General features: G+C 39.8%; 19 protein-coding genes and 3 pseudogenes. 15 read left to right on the forward strand and 7 right to left on the reverse strand.

Going from position 1 to position 21,387, the window contains the following annotated elements; all coding sequences use genetic code 11:
• Positions 1–413 precede the first annotated feature (413 nt).
• From J2S06_RS14680 to J2S06_RS14745, 14 genes and pseudogenes are all read left to right on the forward strand, one after another.
• Entirely contained in the window at positions 414–1,274 is an 861-nt protein-coding gene (locus J2S06_RS14680) for a MurR/RpiR family transcriptional regulator (protein WP_419152768.1), read from the forward strand.
• 98 nt (positions 1,275–1,372) lie between these two features.
• The gene (locus tag J2S06_RS14685) at positions 1,373–2,773 is read left to right on the forward strand and encodes a PTS transporter subunit EIIC (protein WP_419152769.1); all 1,401 of its coding nucleotides are present in this window, start codon (positions 1,373–1,375) and stop codon (positions 2,771–2,773) included.
• Between the two features lie 167 nt (positions 2,774–2,940).
• A complete protein-coding gene (locus J2S06_RS14690) occupies positions 2,941–3,999 on the forward strand; it encodes a DUF871 domain-containing protein (protein ID WP_419152770.1) in 1,059 nt (352 codons plus the stop codon).
• A 113-nt stretch (positions 4,000–4,112) separates the two neighbouring features.
• On the forward strand, positions 4,113–5,012 hold the full coding sequence (murQ, locus tag J2S06_RS14695) for an N-acetylmuramic acid 6-phosphate etherase (protein ID WP_419152771.1): 900 nt from the start codon (positions 4,113–4,115) through the stop codon (positions 5,010–5,012).
• Positions 5,013–5,161: 149 nt separating this feature from the next.
• Positions 5,162–6,025 carry a Cof-type HAD-IIB family hydrolase gene (locus tag J2S06_RS14700; protein WP_419152772.1) on the forward strand — a complete coding sequence of 288 codons (864 nt, stop codon included), beginning with the start codon at positions 5,162–5,164 and terminating at the stop codon, positions 6,023–6,025.
• A 161-nt stretch (positions 6,026–6,186) separates the two neighbouring features.
• Positions 6,187–7,371, forward strand: a complete 1,185-nt coding sequence (gene nagA, locus J2S06_RS14705; protein ID WP_419152773.1) for an N-acetylglucosamine-6-phosphate deacetylase — start codon at positions 6,187–6,189, stop codon at positions 7,369–7,371.
• A 3-nt stretch (positions 7,372–7,374) separates the two neighbouring features.
• Entirely contained in the window at positions 7,375–8,124 is a 750-nt protein-coding gene (gene nagB / locus J2S06_RS14710) for a glucosamine-6-phosphate deaminase (protein ID WP_419152774.1), read from the forward strand.
• A gap of 23 nt (positions 8,125–8,147) precedes the next feature.
• Positions 8,148–8,732, forward strand: a complete 585-nt coding sequence (locus tag J2S06_RS14715; protein ID WP_419152784.1) for a HipA domain-containing protein — start codon at positions 8,148–8,150, stop codon at positions 8,730–8,732.
• 1 nt (position 8,733) lies between these two features.
• The gene (locus tag J2S06_RS14720) at positions 8,734–9,480 is read left to right on the forward strand and encodes an HIRAN domain-containing protein (protein ID WP_419152775.1); all 747 of its coding nucleotides are present in this window, start codon (positions 8,734–8,736) and stop codon (positions 9,478–9,480) included.
• Positions 9,481–9,548: 68 nt separating this feature from the next.
• Positions 9,549–9,782 (forward strand): annotated as a pseudogene (locus J2S06_RS14725) (GDP-mannose 4,6-dehydratase); the annotation flags it as partial.
• Between the two features lie 163 nt (positions 9,783–9,945).
• Complete coding sequence (locus J2S06_RS14730) at positions 9,946–10,119, forward strand: transposase (RefSeq protein WP_419152776.1); 174 nt, start codon at positions 9,946–9,948, stop codon at positions 10,117–10,119.
• 17 nt (positions 10,120–10,136) lie between these two features.
• Positions 10,137–10,265, forward strand: a pseudogene (locus J2S06_RS16145) (IS66 family transposase); the annotation flags it as partial.
• Positions 10,266–10,353: 88 nt separating this feature from the next.
• The gene (locus tag J2S06_RS14740) at positions 10,354–11,955 is read left to right on the forward strand and encodes an ATP-binding protein (protein ID WP_459077057.1); all 1,602 of its coding nucleotides are present in this window, start codon (positions 10,354–10,356) and stop codon (positions 11,953–11,955) included.
• The gene (locus J2S06_RS14745) at positions 11,948–12,643 is read left to right on the forward strand and encodes a response regulator (RefSeq protein WP_419152777.1); all 696 of its coding nucleotides are present in this window, start codon (positions 11,948–11,950) and stop codon (positions 12,641–12,643) included. Before J2S06_RS14740 ends, J2S06_RS14745 begins: the two co-directional genes overlap by 8 nt.
• On the opposite strand, the gene J2S06_RS14750 is transcribed toward J2S06_RS14745, so the two are convergent.
• From J2S06_RS14750 to J2S06_RS14770, 5 genes are all read right to left on the reverse strand, one after another.
• Positions 12,630–12,941 (reverse strand): DUF4387 domain-containing protein, encoded by a 312-nt coding sequence (locus J2S06_RS14750; RefSeq protein WP_419152778.1) that lies wholly within the window; start codon positions 12,939–12,941, stop codon positions 12,630–12,632. The genes J2S06_RS14745 and J2S06_RS14750 overlap by 14 nt on opposite strands.
• A gap of 4 nt (positions 12,942–12,945) precedes the next feature.
• Positions 12,946–14,307, reverse strand: a complete 1,362-nt coding sequence (locus tag J2S06_RS14755; protein ID WP_419152779.1) for an acyclic terpene utilization AtuA family protein — start codon at positions 14,305–14,307, stop codon at positions 12,946–12,948.
• A 2-nt stretch (positions 14,308–14,309) separates the two neighbouring features.
• Complete coding sequence (locus tag J2S06_RS14760; protein ID WP_419152780.1) at positions 14,310–15,830, reverse strand: tripartite tricarboxylate transporter permease; 1,521 nt, start codon at positions 15,828–15,830, stop codon at positions 14,310–14,312.
• Positions 15,831–15,842: 12 nt separating this feature from the next.
• Positions 15,843–16,304 (reverse strand): tripartite tricarboxylate transporter TctB family protein, encoded by a 462-nt coding sequence (locus tag J2S06_RS14765; protein WP_419152781.1) that lies wholly within the window; start codon positions 16,302–16,304, stop codon positions 15,843–15,845.
• A gap of 119 nt (positions 16,305–16,423) precedes the next feature.
• Positions 16,424–17,437, reverse strand: a complete 1,014-nt coding sequence (locus tag J2S06_RS14770; protein ID WP_419152782.1) for a tripartite tricarboxylate transporter substrate binding protein — start codon at positions 17,435–17,437, stop codon at positions 16,424–16,426.
• 843 nt (positions 17,438–18,280) lie between these two features.
• Between J2S06_RS14770 and J2S06_RS14775 the strand changes: the two genes are divergently transcribed.
• Positions 18,281–19,978 (forward strand): ABC transporter ATP-binding protein, encoded by a 1,698-nt coding sequence (locus J2S06_RS14775; RefSeq protein ID WP_419152787.1) that lies wholly within the window; start codon positions 18,281–18,283, stop codon positions 19,976–19,978.
• A 100-nt stretch (positions 19,979–20,078) separates the two neighbouring features.
• On the opposite strand, the gene J2S06_RS14780 is transcribed toward J2S06_RS14775, so the two are convergent.
• On the reverse strand, positions 20,079–21,197 hold the full coding sequence (locus tag J2S06_RS14780; RefSeq protein WP_419152783.1) for an ABC transporter permease: 1,119 nt from the start codon (positions 21,195–21,197) through the stop codon (positions 20,079–20,081).
• Positions 21,194–21,387: pseudogene (locus J2S06_RS14785) on the reverse strand (ABC transporter permease); the annotation flags it as partial. The pseudogene J2S06_RS14785 and the gene J2S06_RS14780, both read right to left, overlap by 4 nt.

Consider the following 21,387-nt stretch of genomic DNA (forward strand, 5'->3'; position numbering starts at 1 on the left):
AGGACCTTTCTTATGTTTTCTATCTTCATTATGTCCTTCATTAATCCAATGAAGGACACTTCTTATGCTTTCTATCTTATTTATGTCCTTCAAAAACCTCATGACGGACATTCATCATCTACATTTGCTTCTTTTTGGACTTCATCTCCCCCTGAAGCTTGATGGATACCGTGTTCGCGAACGTCAAGTAATGAAACGGTATTGGATTTTTGTACAACTTGCTTATGTGTAATGCTTTCTTGCTTTTCTTAGAGCAATTTCCTAACATCGGAATGCTTTAGACTGTTTGCGTGGAACGACTGTTATTTGTTCATGAAATAAAACTCCAAAAAAAATAATTGATTTATGTAATAAAACTTTATATACTGAATATAAATAATGATAACTACCATAACGCGAAAGGAGGGGAATCGTTGAAAGGTGGTTTAATTAGTATACAAGAGTCGCTTGATTCATTAAAACCATCTGAAAGGAAAGTTGCGGAGTATATTTTAAAGCACCCTGATGAAGTTGTAAAACTGTCGATTCAAAAGCTGTCACAACGAACAAATGTCAGTGAAGCAACGATTATTCGTTTGTCGCGGACATTAAATTGTAAAGGTTTTCAAGAACTGAAGCTGCGGATTGCCGGAGACCTTGCCAATCGGAACGAACAGAACCAGGCCTACCAAGAAGTACCGATAAACGGTTCCGTTGATTCGGTCATCGCATCCGTGTCGAACAACAATATTCAATCAATTCAGGATACGTTATCGGTTTTATCAAAGGATGAAGTGGAAAAAGCGATTCATGCTTTAAGTAAGGCGCACAAGATTGCGGTTTACGGAATTGGTGCTTCGGCGATTATCGCGCAAGACTTTAAGCAAAAATTGACAAGAATTAACCGTTGGTGCGAAACAGGATTTGATTATGATACACAAGGAATGATCAGTGCCAACCTGACAGAGGATGACGTTGCCTTTGGGATTTCTTACTCGGGTCAAACAGAAGATATTATTCGTTCTTTAACATTGGCGAAGGAAAACGGAGCGACGATTATTTCTTTAACAAAATTCGGGTCCAACCCCGTTTCCGATCTTGCTGATATTTCGTTATATACAAGCTCATTAGAAAAAAGCATTCGCAGCGGAGCGATGAGTTCGCGAATTTCTCAGCTCAATGTTATCGATATCCTCTACGTTGGCATCATGAGCCAAAATTATGATGAAAGTATTGCCGCTTTAGAAAGAACAAGAGAAGCAGTAAAAATGTCAAAACGGAATTATGGGGAGTAATGCCTCTTTCAACAGTTCTAATTATGATTTTTTATATCATGCGGTGAAAACGTTTTCTGATTCAATATCTTAGCGATAACAAGGGGGAGAACGAAACGATGGGGAAGAATGCACGTTTAGCAAATGAAATTGTCGAAAAGCTGGGCGGTTATCAGAACATCAAAAGCTTGACACATTGTATGACAAGATTAAGAATCACGCCGGTTGACGAGAGCAAAGTTGATATCGATGGACTGAAAAAGATTGACGGTGTTCTAGGCGTTGTCGAACAAGAAACGCTGCAGATTATTTTAGGGCCGGGAATTGTGACAAGAGTAGCGGAAGAAGTTTCAAAATTAAGCGGGGTCGATATTGAAGGCTTGGATGTCAATGATTTGACGAATCTTGCTGAACAAACGAAAGCCGATTTGAAAAAGAAGAACGCAACACCGTTTAAGCTTTTTCTAAGGAAAATAGCCAGCATTTTCATTCCGCTCATTCCTGCGATTGTCGCATCCGGTTTAATTGCCGGGATTACAAATGTCATTATCAGGGCAGGTGCTGACCCGGAATCGACGGTTATATCGATTTTAAACTTTATCGGTTGGGGACTGTTCAGTTATCTTGGAATTTTTGTTGGAATTAATGCGGCAAAAGAGTTTGGTGGGACTCCTGCTCTTGGAGGGATTGCCGGAATTTTAATTATTAACCCTGCACTTGCAAACATCACGCTTTTTGGTGAAAAGCTTGTACCTGGACGCGGCGGTCTTGTGGGCGTCATGCTGGCAGCAATTTTTATGGCGTGGATTGAGAAGAGAGTTCGTCGTTTCGTTCCAGCCGCTGTTGATATTATCATTACGCCTACCATTTCAGTTCTCATTACAGGTATTGCGACATTAATCGTTCTTCAGCCTGTCGGCGGCTGGATTTCCGATCTTATTACAAAAGGATTATTAGGCTTAATTGATGCTGGCGGTGTTTTATCGGGAATTATTCTTGCTGGAACATTTTTGCCTCTCGTCGTAACAGGACTCCACCAAGGTTTAACGCCAGTCCATATGGAACTGATCAACTCCATCGGTGATGACCCGTTATTGCCGATTTTGGCAATGGGAGGAGCTGGTCAAGTAGGTGCGGCATTTGCCATCTATTTCAAAACAAAAAACGCGCAGCTTCGCAAAGTCATTAAAGGCGGACTTCCTGTCGGGATTTTAGGAATCGGAGAACCGCTCATTTTCGGTGTCACCTTGCCTTTAGGAAGACCTTTCATTACAGCCTGCCTAGGTGCGGCGGTTGGCGGTGCATTCCAGGCGTATTTTAATGTTGCAACGATTGCCATTGGTGTTTCTGGTTTGCCATTGACATTTTTAGTAAATGTTCATCAGATCGTTTATTATCTCATTGGTTTATTCATTGCCTATGTATCCGGATTTATTTTCACCTATCTTTTCGGATTTAATGAAGAAATGACAAAGGAAATCGGAAAAAACACAGAAACGAATGTTATGACAAACGTTTAAGCAAGCACATTTGAAAAACGAAAGCTGTCTCAAAAAGCAAAGGATCAGACTCCGCAACACAATATATAGGACATCACATTTGATAAATAAACTATGTATTGTGAAATGCGCGTGAGGTCATCCCCTTATGGGACAGCTTCTTCTAATTTTAAAGAGAAGGTGAAAAAATGCTCGGCATATCAGTTTATTTAGGAAATCAAGACTTTGACATGGAACGGTGGATCTCCGAGACAAAAAAATATAAATTTCATTCCATTTTTACCTCCCTTCATATTCCTGAGGATCATCCATCGATATATACGGAACGATTAAAGCGATTAGGCCTGCTTGCCCAAAAATATGAAATGCAATTATTTGCAGATGTGTCGCCAAAATCGTTTTCCTATTTGGGTATTAACGAGCCAAAGGAGCTGCTCGATTGGGGGGTAACCGGCATCCGTATAGATTATGGATATACAGACGAGGAAGTCGTGGAGTTATCTAAGCAAATGAAGGTTGGGTTAAATGCCAGTACGGTAAATGAAGCAACCATTCAGCGGTGGATTCAATTAGGGTTAAACATTGAAAACGTAGAGGCTTGGCACAATTTTTACCCACGTCCTGAAACAGGGCTTGATGATTATTTTCTTGCTGAACGAAATCAGATGTTTAAAAAATACGGGATTGTGACAATGGCATTTATACCCGGGGACAATGAGCTGCGGGGACCGATTTATGCGGGGCTCCCAACGTTGGAGAAACACCGCGGTATGAAGCCGCATATAGCGTGTGCAGAGCTTTTAGTTAAATATCATGTCGATAAAGTGTTCATCGGCGATGTTTCCGTAAAGAAAGACACGTTATCGCTGTTGTCGCTTCTATCTGAGCAAATCATTCCTCTAAGGGTTACGTTGAATCAAGATGGCGAAAGGATTCGCACCCTTATTGCAGGGATTCATACAAATCGTCACGACCCGGCAAGAGATGTGATTCGGTCGCAAGATTCCAGACATTATGCTAAAAGCAATGGCATAAAGCTGAAACCTTCATCAACAAGTGACCGGCCGATTGGTTCTGTTACAGTCGACAATATCCAATATGGCCGATATGCAGGCGAACTTCAAATCACAAAGCGAAACTTGCCAAAAGATGAGCGGGTCAACGTATTAGGGAGAATTGTTGAGGCAGATATTCCGCTTATTCATTGCATCGGTCCAGGACAAAAATTTAAACTTATCGTGACATAAAAAGTACAATTAAATGAAGACAATTTTTCGGGAACAGATCGATGAGAGGCAGTCTCACATAGAGCTGCTTTATGAAAGGTCGAGGTTCAAGGACAAGAAAGGAAGAGGACATAATGGATCTTCACAAAATTGATACGGAAAAAAGAAACCTAAATACGATGGATATTGATACATTATCAAGTCTGGACATTGTGAAAAAAATTAACGAAGAAGACAAGCTTGTTCCGCAAGCTGTTGAGGTAGCACTGCCAGTTATTGCAGATGTTGTTGAGCGAATTGTCGCAGCGTTTAACAATGGCGGACGACTAATCTATGTCGGAGCCGGTACAAGCGGCCGTTTAGGAGTGCTTGATGCATCCGAATGCCCGCCGACATACGGAACCCCATCAGAACAAGTGATAGGTGTGATTGCAGGTGGTGAAAAAGCACTGCAATACGCCATGGAAGGGGCAGAAGATAATATTGAGCTAGCGGTAGAGGATATGAAAAAAATTAACGTCAATGAAAAAGATGTTGTCGTTGGCATTGCTGCGAGCGGAAGAACCCCTTATACATTGGCTGCCATGAAATATGCGAAATCAGTCGGCGCAACGGTTGCGGCGATTACATGTACGGAAAATTCAGAGATGGAGAAAGAAGCGGATTATGCGATTGTCGTCCTAACAGGTCCTGAAGTCGTGACAGGATCGACAAGAATGAAAGCCGGTACAGCTCAAAAGCTAGTCTTAAATATGCTCACAACCGCTTCAATGATTCGCATCGGCAAAGTGTACAGCAACTTGATGGTAGATGTCGTCCCTACAAATAAAAAGCTTATACAGCGGGCAAAGAATATCGTTGTTGAAATAACAGGTGCAAGTGAAGCGGAAGCGGAGGAAGCACTTAAGACCTATCAGTCTACAAAAGCAGCCGTATTGTCTTTAATTACAGGTTTAACAGGCGAAAAAGTTTATGAATTGCTCGACGCGCATAACGGGCATTTGCGCAATGCCATTCAATCACAGTTAAAGTGAATGGAGACTGCTGCGTGTATGTTCGCAAATCTATCATAAAGATGGAGTGCGGTATTCATCGCAGCGGTTGTCGTAAGTAGGTTCAAACAAACATAGAATGGCATTCAAACAGGCATTAGGCGATTTTTACGAAAGCGAGGGAGCAAGTAATGAAAATTATTGCCATCGATATGGACGGAACATTGCTGAACAGCGCTGAGCAGGTTACTTATGAGAATGCAAAAGCTATCAAACGTGCACAAGCAAAAGGAATAGAAGTTGTGATTGCAACAGGACGCACGTATTATACTGCTGCCAATCTCCTTAAAAAGGCGAAAGTGAATGTTCCAATTATATGCCTCAATGGCGCTGATGTCCGTGCTCATGATGGTGAACAGCTTGCCAGCGTGCCAATCGATTCTGAATCTTTTATAAAAATAGACAAAGTATGCAAAAAACATGACGTACATTTTGAAGTATGCACAAATCACGGCATCTATTCGATTAGCGAAGACAGGTCACTCCAAGTGAGAATCGATATTGTCCAAAGTGAGAATCTTGATTTTGCTGAATCGCAAGTTAAAGAGCATTTTTATGAGCACGTCGCCTCAGGATACTTAAAATTTATTGAAAGCTTTAACAAAATATTAGAATTTACTAATATTGAAATTTATAAAGTGCTTGCTTTCTCTTTTGAAAAAGAAAAGCTTTCTAACGTAAAAGCTGAGCTTGCTAATGACGAAAATCTTTATGTTACCTCGTCAGGCCGTAATAATCTCGAAATCAATCATGTGAATGCCCAAAAAGGTATTGCGCTCGAAAAGTTTGCCGCTGAAAGAGAAGTGGCAATGAAAGATGTGATGGCGATTGGTGATAACTTCAATGATATTTCTATGCTGAAAAAAGCCGGAAGAAGTGTGGCGATGGGCAATGCTGAAGAAGAAGTGAAAAAAATGTGCGACTTTATAACAAAAACGAACAATGACCATGGTGTTGCATATGCAATTGAGGAAATGCTAAAAGAATACGTATAGCAATCCTCCGCGATTCATGGAAGGTATTAACATAGCGGCGAATTCCACTTTTTTATAAAAGAGAATTCATTTAGTAAAAATATTTGCATAAGAAAAACAATTTGGTAAAGGGAGCTCGTTTATATGTTTATATAATGATAGTTTGAAAGCAGGGGATCCTTATGAGCAAGGTTTTGTTAACGAATATGACGATATATGCCGAAGAACAAGTTTTCGAAAATGGATATGTATTAATAGAAGGGGGAAAAATTCTCGACGTTGGTCCGCAAGAAAGGCTGACTGTTACGGAAGAACGAGTTGAAAAAATTGAAGGCAATAACAATTATGCAGTCATTCCCGGTTTTATCGATTTGCATATTCATGGAGCAGCGGGCGCCGATACGATGGATGCAACAAATGAGGCCATTTTCACAATGGCAGCTGCCTTACCCCGAGAAGGAACGACGAGTTTTTTAGCTACAACGATGACAAGTACGACCCAACAGATTGAGGAAGCTCTAATCAATGTAAGAAAGTACATGGAAACAGCTAATGAACCTGGAAAAGCAGAAGTGTTAGGAGTTCACTTGGAAGGTCCATTTATTTCTCCTAAAAGGGCAGGAGCACAACACCCAGGAAACATTCTCGAACCTGACTTGCAGTTATTTAAAAAATGGCAGCACATTTCAGGTGGAGCGATAAAACTTGTTACATTGGCACCCGAAAGAAAGGCTGGAATGGAATTAACCGCTTATTTCAAACAAACAGGGGTTGTCGCCTCAATCGGTCATTCAGATGCTGTTTATACAGAAGTTGTCGCTAGTATCCAAGCGGGCATTACCCATGCAACCCATTTATTTAATGGAATGAGAGGAATTCATCATCGTGAGCCGGGTGTTGTTGGAGGAGTGCTTATGCATGATGAGGTGAAGTGTGAAATCATTGCAGATGGCATTCATGTACGTCCAGAAATGGTGAAATTTGCTTATCAAAACAAAGGAAATGATGGGCTGATTTTAATTACGGATGCGATGAGAGCGAAATGTCTCGGTAAAGGAACTTATGACCTTGGGGGGCAAGAAGTCCAAGTGAATGAGGAGCGAGCAACTTTGCGGGATGGGACGCTTGCCGGAAGTATTTTGCAGCTGAAGGATGCGGTGAAAAACATGATTTCTTACACTGGTTGTACGCTTCAAGATATTATTCAAATGGCATCGGTTAATCCTGCAAAACAAATAAACGTTTATGATCGTAAAGGGAGTATCACAAAAGGAAAAGATGCTGATTTAGTTGTTTTAAGCGACCAACTTGAAGTCGTGATGACATTTTGCCACGGAAAACTTGCCTATTCGCAAAAGGAAGTGTGAACGATGAAGTTGCTTATAGCGAAAGACTACGAAGATATGAGTAAAAAAGCAGCGCAAATCATTATCGATCAAGTAAAACAAAAACCGGGTTCTGTTTTAGGTTTAGCGACAGGTGGAACGGTCATTGGAACTTATAAAATGTTAGTAGATGATCATAAACGGCACCGCACATCATATAAACAAGTTCGTACCGTGAATCTAGATGAGTACGTGGGATTACATCCATCTAATAAAAATAGTTACCACTATTTTATGAAAACACATTTTTTTGATCATGTTGATCTTCCAGCTAATCAAACGTTTATTCCTAATGGATTAGCCGACCAAGTTGAAGAAGAGTGCAAACAGTATGAGCAGTTAATTGCCCAGCTTGGGGGAATCGATCTTCAGCTATTAGGAATCGGACGAAATGGTCATATCGGTTTCAACGAACCGGGAAATCCTTTTAGTTCGAAAACTCATTGTGTAACACTTACCGAATCAACAAGGTTGGCCAATGCCCGATTTTTTAAAAGTGTTGATGAAGTACCGACACATGCCATTACGATGGGAATATCAACCATTATGAAAAGTAAAAAAATCCTTTTACTTGCTTCCGGCACAAAGAAAGCCATTATTCTTTCAAGATTTTTCAATGAAGAGGTCAATGAACAGAACCCTGCTACTATTCTAAAGACTCACAAGCATGTAACCATTATTGCCGATGAACAAGCCTTATCGTTAATGAACCTCTCCCACCTACACTTCGCTTAAAGGTGGGAGACTTCTCGGTGAACATGTTAAAAAGCCATCTACGAGTCTGCGATTCGAAGCTCCAAGAATCCTCATTGAAGGGCATGGAACTTATTGATGCTGGATTCAAAATAATGAGGGAGTTTACATATTGGAAGGCCATAAAATCAGAATTTATAGATATGCAATTGTTTGATATTCTTATTGGCAATCAAGATAGGCACCCATTTAATTGGAAATTACTATTTCTCGAAACAGGAGCAAAGTTCTCCCCCATTTATGATAACGGTGCTTCCTTAGGTTTTCGATCTGATGATGAAAAGCTCATGCAAATGGTTTCGAATCCCCAAGAAATGAACAAATATACCGAGAAAACAAAGGTTAAGGCGGGTATATTTGAAAAGAAAAAAGTCAAAGCTAAAGACTTGTTAACATATATTAGTAGAAACTTTACAGATGAGTTTCATCAAAGTATCCAAAAGTTAATTGAATTTGATTTAATAAGGTATTCTGATTTTATTCAATCACTAGATAATATTTTGAGCGAGGCACAAAAAGACTGGTTATTGAGTATAGTGCCTTTTCGAAGAAAGAAAATATTGGAGTGGATTGGAAGGGGGGATGGGTAACATGAAAAAAGTTCGTACACTTTTAGTGGTTTGGCAAAATCCAAAAAGCCGTTCTTTTTATCATATAGGCACTCTTTCCTATTATGACGGCTATTATGAGTTCACTTACACCTATAATGCCTCTGGTCACGGAAAACTGAAAGATGCATTGAATAACGGGTATATGTTGCATCCAGCTTTCCCAGACCCAACTAAAATATATCGATCAAAGGAGCTGTTTCCGGCGTTTGAACGCCGATTGCCGTCACCAGATCGTGCGGATTTTAAAGCCATTTTGTCCGATTTAGGTTTGGATGAGAATTCCACTAAGATGGACTTGCTTCAACAAACACGTGGGCGGTTAGCCAGCGACACTTATTCTTTTGAGCAACCGCTGCGTCTTGAAAACGATGGCAAGCTGCGCGTCAGCTTTTTTGTTCATGGCATGCGCCATCAAAATCTTCCTCAAAATTGGGCAACATGGCTAGCCATTAACGAAACGTTGAAATTAGTACAAGAACCGACAAACACTCATGATCCTCATGCTGTTGCTATCTATACTCATGGAGGGAAGAAGCTTGGATATGTTCCAGCTTTTTATAGTAAGGCCATCTTTTCCTTGTTAGAAAATGGAGTGAACCCTTCTGTTCGTGTTGTGTATATAAATGAAAAATCAACACCTCATTGGTGGCTGAAAGTAGCCTTTGAGTGCAAGATTCCTTCTTTCCAAGGTGCAACATTGGATGAATTAGCCCCTGTTATGGGATAATACCTGCCGTGCTTCGAAGTTTGTCAAAGATTTAACATTAGGGGGGTGGCTTGGTCATTGCCATGGATATTGATAACCTCGGCAACGGCTTAGGCTATTCCGTCAAAGAAGTGATTGAAACATGAGAAAAAGTCACGGGACGTAAAGCCGTCATTGAATACACGGACCGCCGTCCAGGCGACCCAGCGCAACTTGTCGCGTCATCGCAAAAAATTTACCAAGAACTCGGCTGGAAAGCGGAATATTCGCTTGAGGAGATTATCGCAAGCGCATGGAAATGGCATCGGCGAAAGGGAAGGTAAGGTAAGTCACCCTCGTTGCGGAGGGTGGCAGATTTATTTATTTGTATAAATAACTGAATATTATATGTATATCAGGCGTGTTGATTAACCAATAATAACCAGTTGAGATGGCTCTATTTCTAGCTTTTCTGCCGGAGTCAGCAAGCGAATCGCTTGCCGACTTGTGCTCGAATTGTTAATTTCGTATGAGCAAAAAGGATTAAAAGAGGGTGTAAAAAAAGGATTACAACAAGAAAAGCGACAAATTGCGAAAAAGATGTTGGTAAAAGGGTACGACATCCAAACGATTCACGAATTAACCGAACTGCCGATTGAAGAGATTGAAAAATTGAAATAAGGGTGTGATTGGGTTTGGTGCCTGTCACCGCCCGAACGATAGCGAACTGGGTCCTGTATAGTGCGGAAAAGTGGCTTTCTATGCTGTATCATCACATGTATCAAATGCTGTTGAAACAGCCGATTTTGCATGCAGATGAAACCACAATCCAGGTCTTTGTAATTATCAAAATATTTAAAAATATAAAACTATTAATTATAATGAATAAAAAGAACTTTTATGTGGGAGATCATCATGAAAACGATCAAACTTCATACGAAAATCGCCCTGTTTATCTGTTTGCTATTACTTTTAATACTTACAATTATAGGACTTTATTTTACGCATATGATCTCAGAGACGCTAGAGAATCAAACAGGAAGAAGAGCTTTGCATGTTGCTACAACGGTTGCAAAAATGCCAACCATTCGTGCTGCCTTTCATGAAACAGATCCTTCTTATATCATTCAACCAATAGCAGAAGATATACGAAAAACAACAGGTGCCGAGTTTGTCGTTATCGGAAATAAGGATAGCATTCGTTATTCCCATCCAATTCCAGAGAGAATTGGGAAAAAGATGGTGGGAGGAGATAACAATCGTGCTCTACTAAATGGTGAAACCTATGTATCAAAAGCTGTTGGCACACTTGGACCTTCATTAAGAGGGAAAGCACCTATTTTAGACGATAATGGAAAAGTAATTGGTATCGTTTCGGTTGGTTTTTTAATAGAAGACATTGAATCCATTGTATGGCAATATCAATTAAAAATCATGCTTCTTGTTGTTTTTGTTCTTGTCATCGGTACCATTGGTTCCTTTTACATAGCCAAAGGAGTGAAAAAAGCGATATTTGGACTTGAACCTCATGAGATAGCACGTCTTTTTGTAGAAAAACATGTAATCTTGGAATCGGTCCGAGAAGGAATAATCGCAATCAATAACAAAGGAAATGTTACAATGGTAAATCAACAAGCATATGATATTCTCGGTATTACTCGTGATAAAAAGGTTATTGGAAAACCTATTCAGGAAATAATTCCAAATTCACGTATGTTGGATGTTCTTCAGACAAAAGAAAGTCATGTAGATGAACAGATCAAGATAGGAAACCATGAATTGATTGTCAACCGCGTTCCAATTTTTCAAAGTGATGATTTGATTGGTGTTGTTTCAAGCTTTCGCAAAAAAACAGAGATTGACCAATTAACAAAAGAATTAACCCAAGTTCATCGTTATGCTGAAGCATTGCGTGCACAAACTCATGAATATTCCAATAAATTAAACACCATTTCAGGGCTAATTCAACTTGGCTCTTATCGTGAAGCACTTGAATTTATACATAAAGAAACAGCAGAATATCAAACTGTTGTGAAACAGTTAATGAGAGCGGTTCCCGATACAATGATTGCTGCCATTCTGTTAGGAAAATTAAATCGAGCACAAGAGTTAAAAATTAACTTTCACATTGACGAAGAAAGCAGTATGAAAGATGTCCCAAATCATATTAACCGAGAGAAGCTAGTTACGATTCTTGGTAATTTACTAGAAAATGCATTTGAAGCGGTCTTAGATACAAATCATAAAGAAAAAAGGGTTCAATTGTTTATGACGGATATAGGAAATGATTTAATTTTTGAAGTAGAAGACAACGGTAGCGGTATCTCGGAAGAACTAATAGATTATATTTTTCAAAAAGGGGTAAGCACAAAAAAGGGAGAAGGAAGAGGAATGGGCCTCTTTTTAGCACACCAAGCTGTCCAATATTTAGATGGTTACATGACCGTTGAAAACAAGGAGCTTGGAGGGGCTATTTTTACTGTCATCATTCCAAAAAGGGGGAAGGTACATGAGTAATGTACAAGTTCTTATTGTCGAGGACGAACTAAAAAATCTAGAAATTAACCGCCATTTTACGGAAAAAGTAGAGGGATTTGAAGTATGTGGAATCGCTGCATCGATTGAGGAAGCAAAAGAAGTAATTGATATACTAGAACCTGATCTTGTTTTGCTAGATATATACTTTCCGGATGGAGATGGGATTGACTTTTTATGGTATATTAGGCAGCATTACCGTCATATAGATGTCATTTTAATAACAGCAGCAAAAGAAATAGAACGAGTACAAGCCGCCATACGTGGGGGTGTCTTTGACTTTTTAATTAAGCCTATTATGTTTAAGCGTCTCGAAAAAACGTTAATTAAATATCGTGACTATCGTAAAAAGCTACAAACCATGGGAAAAGTAAGCCAGCATGAAGTGGATCGATTACTCCATCGAGTAACGGAAAATCAAGTAACTGAGCAACTTGTTCCGAAGGGGATTGATCCATTAACATTAAAAAAAGTTAAAAAAGAATTGTTGAGATTTTCAGATGGTATTACAGCTGAAGAATTCGGACAATACATAGGAATCAGTCGAACAACGGCTCGCCGTTATTTAGAGTATCTCGTTTCAACAGGAGAGGTCAAAGCCGACCTCTCATATGGAAAAGTGGGTAGACCTGAACGAACTTACATCGTTTTACAGACTATGGAATCATAAGGTTTAGAAGTGGAACGTGCTGTTGAGCCCCGTAAGTATCGCGTTCTCCTGGTGAACCTGAAGAACTGTTTCGTCTAATTGTAAACTTGATAGCATAAGCTTGGTCAAAATAAACGAGCTCAATAATATTTTTCGGGTCGATTTTATAAAGATTTGCTATTGTTTCCTTTGTCAGGATGTTTGAAGCTTTGACACGTTCATAAGTGGTTAAGTCCTCAAACATAATGTCAAAGGTTAATTCAAATGGCCCTGCATTTTTACTTCTAATCACACGAGCCAGATCTTTTAACTCTTTCATTCTCTTATCCTCCTATTGTCATCCGTTTAATCGGAAAAAGCTCAAGTGGGTCATCAACTTGAACGGTATGATAGACGGAAAACTCAAATACTTGTCCTTGAGAAAGTTCAGGAGGCGCAAACGGAAGGGCCAGATTTCCAGCTGTTGAGACTCTGCCATCATAATCTATATGCATTAAAACTGATCTCACGTAGGCACAAATACGATCTGATAACTCTTGTGTAGAAGCCACGACTTCTACGACAATTCCGACTTCGTGCGGGTTAGCTGATACGGTCTCTAATTGCCCCATAACGCCATCAAAACCATAACATATAAAATGGAGTTTAGCTTCATTTGACTTAAGTTCCGGAAAATAATCAGCGGTTTCTTGTTTAACTTTTTCAATAATTAAATGGAATTGTTGGATAAAATACGGGTCACGTACACCTGCTATAAGTACGGTTCGAAAACCTACAGGTCGAACTCCTTCTATTTTAATTTCATACTTGGAAGATGGAATAAATTTACTACCTGTGACTCGAACAGTACGTGTATCTTCTTGATTAAACTGACATTGTGATAAATCAAGGGTCCCGCCTGGCCCTGGCAATAGGTAAGGATGTGATTTTTCATAAAGTGTGTGGGCTGCGACAGATTGAATGGTGCTTTTTCGGTTTGGATGTAACGGTCGAACAAGAAAATGATCATGACGAATGATTCCCATCATGCCGTCTTTTGCTGTGCTCGGTGTTGCGGCAAGTGCCCCGCATTCTAGAATTTTCCCCATATGCAAACTAAGTCCTAGATTCATTCCATTGAAAAGGGGGATAGCCGCGGTCATAACGGGGTCATACGTTCTGCCTCCTACAATAATGTCGACTTTTTCTTTTAGTGCTTCTAAGTATGGTTCAACGCCCATTTGTCCAACTAAAGCTATAGATTCTAAAATCGACTTTTTTGTTAAAGGAGGAGCGGATCCTACAGCTTTCACTTTCCCTTGTTCATACTTTGTCAGTAGCCACTTTTTGTCGATATCTGCATAAATGACGGCGATAGAGAGTTGTAAATGTTCTTCCTGAGCGATTTCTTTTAAAATATCAACCGTCCATTTTACCCGACAGTTTGCCCCTGAACCTCCGCTAGATCCAATGAGAAGGGGGATGTTCTGATTTTTAGCTCCAAGTACAAGTGGTTTTAAATCTTTTTTAGTCGCATAGCGGCTTACCCCACCTACTCCTTTTCCAAGTCGATGTGGACCACCATCTGTTGAGCCAGCATCGACACAAATGGCATGTGGATTTTGGGATAGTCCATACTCCAACGATTCCAATGGATATCCATAACCAAGCATACCTTGTGGTGAAAGAATACGAATTTCATCCATTTTCACATCACCTTTTCTTGTGATTGGTTCTTTGTATTTGTTTTTTTATTGATATGTTTTCGAATGAACGGAATGACTAGTGAGAGAAATGCAATAATCACTAATGTAATGGTGATACTACTTTGAGTAAAAATCAAATAGCTTCCGTTTGAAATCGTAAGGGCTTGTCGAAAAGACTGCTCCATCATTCCACCTAATATAAAAGCAAGAATAAAAGGTGGTGCCGGAAACGAAAACATTCTCATTAAATATCCCAGCACGCCAAAAGCAACAAGCAAATACAGATCAAATGTATTAAAGCTTACAGCATATACACCGATTAAGCAAAACACAATAATGAGTGAAATGAGCATTGGTTTAGGAATATATAATATACGGGAGATATACGGAATAAGTGGTAAATTTAAAATTAATAAAAAGATATTTCCAATATACATACTCGCAATAACACCCCAGAAAACATCTGGATGGTCTTGGAGCATTAATGGACCTGGCTGTACACCAACAACTAATAAAGCACCTAATAAAACAGCTGTTGTTCCGGACCCAGGGATACCAAGCGTTAATAATGGAACAAATGCTCCGCTTGTTGCTGCATTATTGGATGCCTCTGGAGCAGCTAACCCTTTTATGTTTCCTTTTCCAAAAGTAGAAGAATCTTTTGCGATTCTTTTCTCAGTCAAATAGGACATAAAGGATGCAATCGTCGCACCTGCACCAGGAAGGACACCAAGAATAAAGCCAAGAATGGAGTGGCGAGTAATCGGTCCAGTAATTTCTTTCGCTTCTTTTTTAGATATTTTTAACGAACCTACTTTGGCATCTTTTCCAAAGCTTTGCTTATTTCTAGATAAAATTAATGAGCCTACCTCAGCTAATGCAAATAAACCAAGAGCAATAATCAAAAAGTCAATTCCTTCCATTAAATTAGGTGATCCAAACGTAAAACGAAGTGTTCCGGTTTGCTGATCCATTCCGATTGTTGCAACGATTAAGCCAATGGTTGCAGAAATAAGTGCTTTTATAGTAGAACCGTCTGACAAGCTTGCAATGGCAGTTAATCCTAAAAGCATAAGGGCAAAATATTCTGTCGGTCCAAAAGTAATGGCAAAATCAGCCATTAATGGAGCAACAAGCATTAAGAGAACGACACTAACCGTCCCTCCACAAAAAGAGGCAATGGCGGCAATCGCCAAAGCTTTTCCTGCCTTTCCTTGCTTTGCTAAAGGATACCCATCAAATGCTGTTGCTACTGTTCCAGAAATTCCAGGTGCATTTAGTAGAATCGAAGAAGTTGAACCACCAAATACAGCACCATAATAGACACCTGCCATTAAAATTAACGCTGAAGCAGGATTCATGCCGTAGCTAAGAGGAATCATGATAGCAATTGCGCTGATTGGTCCAAGTCCCGGTAGCATGCCAATAATCGTACCAGCCAATACTCCTATAAACGCAAAAACAATATTTTCCCAAGACAATGCAACTTGAAACCCGTATATGAGACTGTCAAAGTAGTCCATGTTGTCTCCTCCTTAGAAAGGTAAAATGCCTTGTGGCAAATAGATGTTAAGCAAATAGTTAAAGGAAAAATAAATAGTAAGAGAAAACAATATAGAAACGAGAAAATTTACTTTCCAGTTACAATATCCTAATCTTCTTGTCATAACCAGTAAAAAAGCAATAGTCGTTAAGACAAACCCAATCACTTCAAGAAATAAAATATATAGTAAAATCATTCCTAAAACGGAAAGAAGTAAAATGAAATCTTCTCTTTTGATATTACGCTTTTCTTTTTGGAATTCGGTCTCAACACTTTTTTCAAAGAATAAAGAAATCGATAAAAACAGCAAAAGAAAGCCTAAACCTTTTGGAAGAACATCCGAATCAACAATCGCATATGGAAATTCAGGCAACTGAAAACTCAAAAACAAATAGCCAGCTGCAAAGATAAATAAAACAACTGCAATCTTTCGGTTAAGCGAATGTAGGATCATGAATATCACCTCTTTCTTTTTGTTAAGGGGTCTGTCCCTCACTACAGTAGTGCGTTAAAGAGAATGAGAAGGGGACAGGCCCCATTATGGTAATGCTTTAAACATAGACGGGCCCCATGCTATTTGACTAATCCAATTTCTTCCATGAGCGCTTTCATGGTGTTGTATTCGTTATCGAGATGAGCTTTAAATTCTTCACTTGACATGAAGTTGTCAGTCCAACCAAAGTTATCACGTTGTTCTTGCCATGTTTCTGTCTCCATCATTTTTTGAATGGCATTTTCATAATATTTCACGGCAGCTTCATCCATTTCCGGTGGCCCCATAAAACCACGCCATACGATAAACTCATCATCAATTCCTTGTTCTTTTAGAGTTGGGAATTCAGAAACAGTTTCACCGTCAAGTCGTTCCGGAGCTGTAATCGCTAAAACCTTTACTTTTCCAGCTCTGGCTTGTTCTGTTGCTTCAGCTAGTCCAGTTGAGTAAACATCAACTTTTCCTCCAAGCAACATGCTCATTCCGTTCCCATCTTGTGCAGATACATATTTTAATTGAGTAACATCAACACCTGCCGCTTTAACTGCCTTAACGAACACTAAATGGTCCATACTTCCAGGTGCTGAATCGCCTACAACCGAGACAGATTTCGGATCTTTCTTTAATGCTTCAACTAAATCATTCATCGAGTTAAATTGAGAGTCTGCACTTACAATAAATGCTGCATAATCAGCAATAACACCTGCAATCGGAGTGAAATCATTATGATCTAAGTCGGATTGTCCATTTAGAGGAACAAATAAAATTGGTGGAGATGTTACAAACATCGTGTGATTGTCACCTTTTTTACCATGTACATATGCCCAACCGACTGCTCCACCGCCACCTGGTTTATTAACTACAGCCATTCGTTGATTAATAATCTTCTCTTCTTCCAGTACTTTTGCCACTGTACGTGCTGTCGTGTCCCATCCACCTCCAGGACCTGCAGGAGCAATTACTTCAATTGGCTTTTTAGGTTGGAAATCTTCGCTGCTTCCATTAGTGGATGATGTTGTCTCACTATTTCCCCCACAAGCTGCTAACATGAAAACAAAGAATAAAGCTATTAACCTCATAGTAAACTTAACCATTCAAAAACCCCCTTTTTGTTTTGATAACGCTTTCATGATAAACCCTAAACTTCATAGAGTGAATATTCTGAAAAATAGTTGCATTTTGTTTTTTATGCATATTTTGTTCATAAAGTTTATCGGGTCTGCACCACTAGCGTTGTATAAGTGTAAAATTAGCGTTTTGGCGTTAAAGACGATGATAAAACCCCCCACTTACAAAAAACCATAGTATCAATAAGAGACTCTTCACGTAATATTTTCTCGATTTTGTGTAATATTCTCACGTTTTCGTGTCGTAATCTTTCGGTTTGGGTAAATATTTTCTCGGTTTCGGCAGTAATCCCTCTGTTTGGGCGGAAAATCTCTCGGTTTGGGTGGAAAATCTCTCGGTTTGAGCGGAAAATCTCTCGGTTTGGCGCAATGATCTCCCAGTTTCGGGTGATAGCTATTTTACTCTTGCCATGAATCCCTTATACCTAGGAAAAATACCTGTCACGCCCAAGTTCCCACAAAGTCTTGGTGTGGCAATAATCATCTTACCAGGGTGAGAGACCTTTTTTCATGTTTCCTGCTTGGGAGCCTACCGCGCTTCGCTAGGTGGCCCCGATGAGAGGGATTACAAACATGTGTTCCTAACCCTTTCATCGGGGAACTTCTAAGATTTCTCCCACAAACATTTTACTCACATTTTTTACAATAATATATTGATTCTAACGTTACGTAAGGTTATAAGATGAGACTAAGAGGGAAAGAAATCATACAGCATCCTGATTCAAAATGGCGAACGTAAAGGAGTGATCCATTGTGGAGAATTTTGAAAAAGATCAAACTTCATGGCTAAATTTTAAAAAGTTGATAAAAATGACTAACCCTCCTTTCTGGCTTTTTGTTGCGGCAATCGCATTAAGTCTTTTGGAAGCAGCTACAGGATTAGTCGTTCCGATCTTTACGCGGGATTTAATTGATCGTTTTTCAACTTCAAACATTGATTTTCATTTAATCTTTTTATTGATTGCAGTTTTTATTTTTCAGTCGGCCACATCAGGCTTCTCGTATTATCTTATGTCTTATATTGGCGAATACATTGTGGCAAAAATCCGTTCCAAACTTTGGAACCATGTGCTGTATTTGCCGATTCCATATTTTGACCGCCATGAATCTGGGGAATTGATGAGCCGCATAACACAGGACACTTATACAGTAAAGTCGCTCGTGACCGAGCATTTTGCTAATTTCGTTTCAGGAATTGTTACGGTCTTAGGGGCTGTCGCTATTTTAATTATCATTGATTGGAAAATGACGCTCATTCTGTTTATTTTTGTACCGCTTGCAATCATATTGGTTCTTCCACTTGGACAGAAAATCTATAAAATTTCCATGCAAACCCAAGACGAAATGGCCACTTTCAGCGGCAATCTAGGCCGCGTGCTGAGCGATATCCGGCTGGTAAAATCAAACATTGCCGAGCCTGTCGAAAAGGAAAACGGAAACAAAAAAATTCAGCAGTTGTTCCGATTCGGCTTGAAGGAAGCAAAAATCCAAGCGATTGTGTCACCTTTAATGGCTACAATTATTATGGCGGTGTTAGTCGTCATTATCGGCTATGGAGGAATTCGTGTTGCCGCAGGAGAATTATCTGCCGGTTCGCTCGTTGCCATCATTATATATATGGTGCAAATTATTGTACCGTTTAGCCAAATGGCAGGATTCTTTACAGCTTTCCAAAAGGCAATGGGTGCGACAGAACGAATTCATCAGCTTTTGGATACAGAAACAGAATATAATAATGGAAACACAAGCATTGATGTTCATAAACCGATCGTGTTTCAAAACATATCGTTTGCTTATGAAAAAGGAAAAACGATTTTGCAAAACATTCATTTTGAAGTGAAGCCCGGCCAAACCGTCGCGATCGTCGGACCAAGCGGTGCTGGGAAAACAACTATTTTTTCCCTCATTGAACGGTTCTATCAGCCAACAAACGGGGCAATAAAATTAGGGAATACCGACATTCGCGAATTTCCGCTTTTTGAGTGGCGCCAACAGATCGGTTACGTTTCCCAAGAAAGCCCGATTATGTCTGGCACGATTCGTGAAAATATTTGCTACGGGCTAAATCGTACAGTAAGCGAAGAAGAAGTGAGAAAAGCAGCGCAATTGGCCAATGCAGATGAATTTATCGAACAAATGCAAGACGGCTATGACACAGAAGTGGGTGAACGAGGAATCAAACTATCCGGAGGACAGCGTCAGCGCATTGCCATCGCGAGGGCACTGTTGAGAAATCCAAAAATTCTGCTGCTGGATGAAGCTACATCCAATTTAGACAGCAACTCCGAGCAAAAAGTGCAAAACGCTCTCCTTCATCTTATGAAAAATCGTACAACATTTGTCATCGCCCATCGACTTTCAACGATTATTAATGCAGATTTAATCATCATCCTCGAAAAGGGTAAAATTACCGGTCAGGGAACACATGATGAACTTTTGCAGTCCCATCCGTTGTATCAAAAGCTTGTCAGCCGGCAAATGCAAAATCATGCTCCCGCCAACGATTAAGGCGGGACTCCATATAATTTACAAATGGAAGCTGACCGCTTAAGCCCGTTTCCGCTCCATAATGTTGATGCCTAACTTTGAATGGGGAATAGAAAAAGAATTAGCGAAAGAGTTTCCGCTCCATAATGTTGATGCCTAACCCCATGAACACGACAGCCATTAAGAATAGGATGCTCATCGGATAGAGCAAATCGCTGAATGAGTAGCCGTAAACTACCGCCCCTTTTAACAGGTCCATTCCATACGTAACGGGGACAAATTTTGAAAGCAAGAGAAGTGCATCCGAAGAAACAATTTCCAGCGGCCAATAAGCTCCTCCAAGCATCGCCATGCTGACAGAAACAAGCGGAAGCACCGCATGAAACTGCTGCTCATTATTGACAATTCCTACTATAAAAATTGATATTGCGACAATTGCCAGTACATAAGGGATGAGCAATACGAGCACAAACCAAAATTTATCGCTGAAATCTACATCAAACACAAAGTGAAAGACTGCAAAAATGAGCGCCACCTGAATATAGCCGGTTGCAAAACTGTAAATTAAATTTCCGGCATACATCTCCCATTTTTTGACCGGCGACAAAATCATTCGATCCCAAATGCCGTTTCGCTTCTCCATTAATATATTGAAAACGTTGTACGCAATCGTATAAATGACAAAAAATAAGACACTGCCGAAAATCGATTGCATTTTGCTGTTGATGATAACAGTTTCATCCGCACGGAAATGTTTTGTCTCTATGGTAAACACCGGATCGTTTTTCGCTTCCGCAAGCGATTTTTCCACTTGCTTTGCGCTTGATTCTCCTTGTTTTTCCTTCACCTGATCGATGATCGACTTGGATTGTAATGCTTTTGCGTAAACTTTTTGAACCGTTTGCTGTATTAGATTACTATTTGCCGTTTTTGAAGCAACAATGATGCGGAAATCGTCCTTTTTAAGCTCCACACCTGCTTCTGCCTTCCCTTCACTTACAAGCTTTTCAACCTCTTCTTTTTCCATCCTTTTAAATGAAAACAAATTATATTGTTCAAGAGAGTGAATCATTTCCTCTATTTCACTTTCAGGCAATTCGCTATATACTGGAACGACGATTTCCCGTTCGTTTGCACCGCTGATGAGAAAAGCAAATACAACAGATAGAGCCGACATCATGAAAAACAGCCATGGTTTGCGGATAAAAAGACGCAATTTTGCTGTCAAAACTCCGATCACGCCATTTCACCCCTTTTTGGGAAAACTAGCAAGCCCAATACGAACATAACAAAACCGAAAAGACATAAGTATATGACAGGCCAAATAAATTGCGGCAGATCATAGCCTTGCAAAATTTTTAAATAAGCTGTCATGCCGGCTCCATTTGGCGTCATATCCCCCAATTTGTGCATAAATTCCGACATTTGCG

The sequence above is a fragment of the Bacillus alveayuensis genome (assembly GCA_030812955.1).
GTDB classification, from domain to species: domain Bacteria; phylum Bacillota; class Bacilli; order Bacillales; family Aeribacillaceae; genus Bacillus_CB; species Bacillus_CB alveayuensis.

Excerpts from the sequence above, each read along its gene's own strand:
- J2S06_RS14700 (WP_419152772.1), top strand. The coding sequence starts at position 5,162 with ATGAAAATTATTGCCATCGATATGGACGGAACATTGCTGAACAGCGCT.
- J2S06_RS14760 (WP_419152780.1), bottom strand. The coding sequence starts at position 15,830 with ATGGACTACTTTGACAGTCTCATATACGGGTTTCAAGTTGCATTGTCT.
- murQ (WP_419152771.1), top strand. The coding sequence starts at position 4,113 with ATGGATCTTCACAAAATTGATACGGAAAAAAGAAACCTAAATACGATG.
- J2S06_RS14750 (WP_419152778.1), bottom strand. The coding sequence starts at position 12,941 with ATGAAAGAGTTAAAAGATCTGGCTCGTGTGATTAGAAGTAAAAATGCA.
- J2S06_RS14720 (WP_419152775.1), top strand. The coding sequence starts at position 8,734 with ATGAAAAAAGTTCGTACACTTTTAGTGGTTTGGCAAAATCCAAAAAGC.
- J2S06_RS14740 (WP_459077057.1), top strand. The coding sequence starts at position 10,354 with ATGAAAACGATCAAACTTCATACGAAAATCGCCCTGTTTATCTGTTTG.
- nagB (WP_419152774.1), top strand. The coding sequence starts at position 7,375 with ATGAAGTTGCTTATAGCGAAAGACTACGAAGATATGAGTAAAAAAGCA.
- J2S06_RS14765 (WP_419152781.1), bottom strand. The coding sequence starts at position 16,304 with ATGATCCTACATTCGCTTAACCGAAAGATTGCAGTTGTTTTATTTATC.
- J2S06_RS14775 (WP_419152787.1), top strand. The coding sequence starts at position 18,281 with ATGACTAACCCTCCTTTCTGGCTTTTTGTTGCGGCAATCGCATTAAGT.
- J2S06_RS14755 (WP_419152779.1), bottom strand. The coding sequence starts at position 14,307 with ATGGATGAAATTCGTATTCTTTCACCACAAGGTATGCTTGGTTATGGA.
- J2S06_RS14690 (WP_419152770.1), top strand. The coding sequence starts at position 2,941 with ATGCTCGGCATATCAGTTTATTTAGGAAATCAAGACTTTGACATGGAA.
- J2S06_RS14715 (WP_419152784.1), top strand. The coding sequence starts at position 8,148 with ATGTTAAAAAGCCATCTACGAGTCTGCGATTCGAAGCTCCAAGAATCC.
- J2S06_RS14770 (WP_419152782.1), bottom strand. The coding sequence starts at position 17,437 with ATGGTTAAGTTTACTATGAGGTTAATAGCTTTATTCTTTGTTTTCATG.
- J2S06_RS14745 (WP_419152777.1), top strand. The coding sequence starts at position 11,948 with ATGAGTAATGTACAAGTTCTTATTGTCGAGGACGAACTAAAAAATCTA.
- J2S06_RS14685 (WP_419152769.1), top strand. The coding sequence starts at position 1,373 with ATGGGGAAGAATGCACGTTTAGCAAATGAAATTGTCGAAAAGCTGGGC.
- nagA (WP_419152773.1), top strand. The coding sequence starts at position 6,187 with ATGAGCAAGGTTTTGTTAACGAATATGACGATATATGCCGAAGAACAA.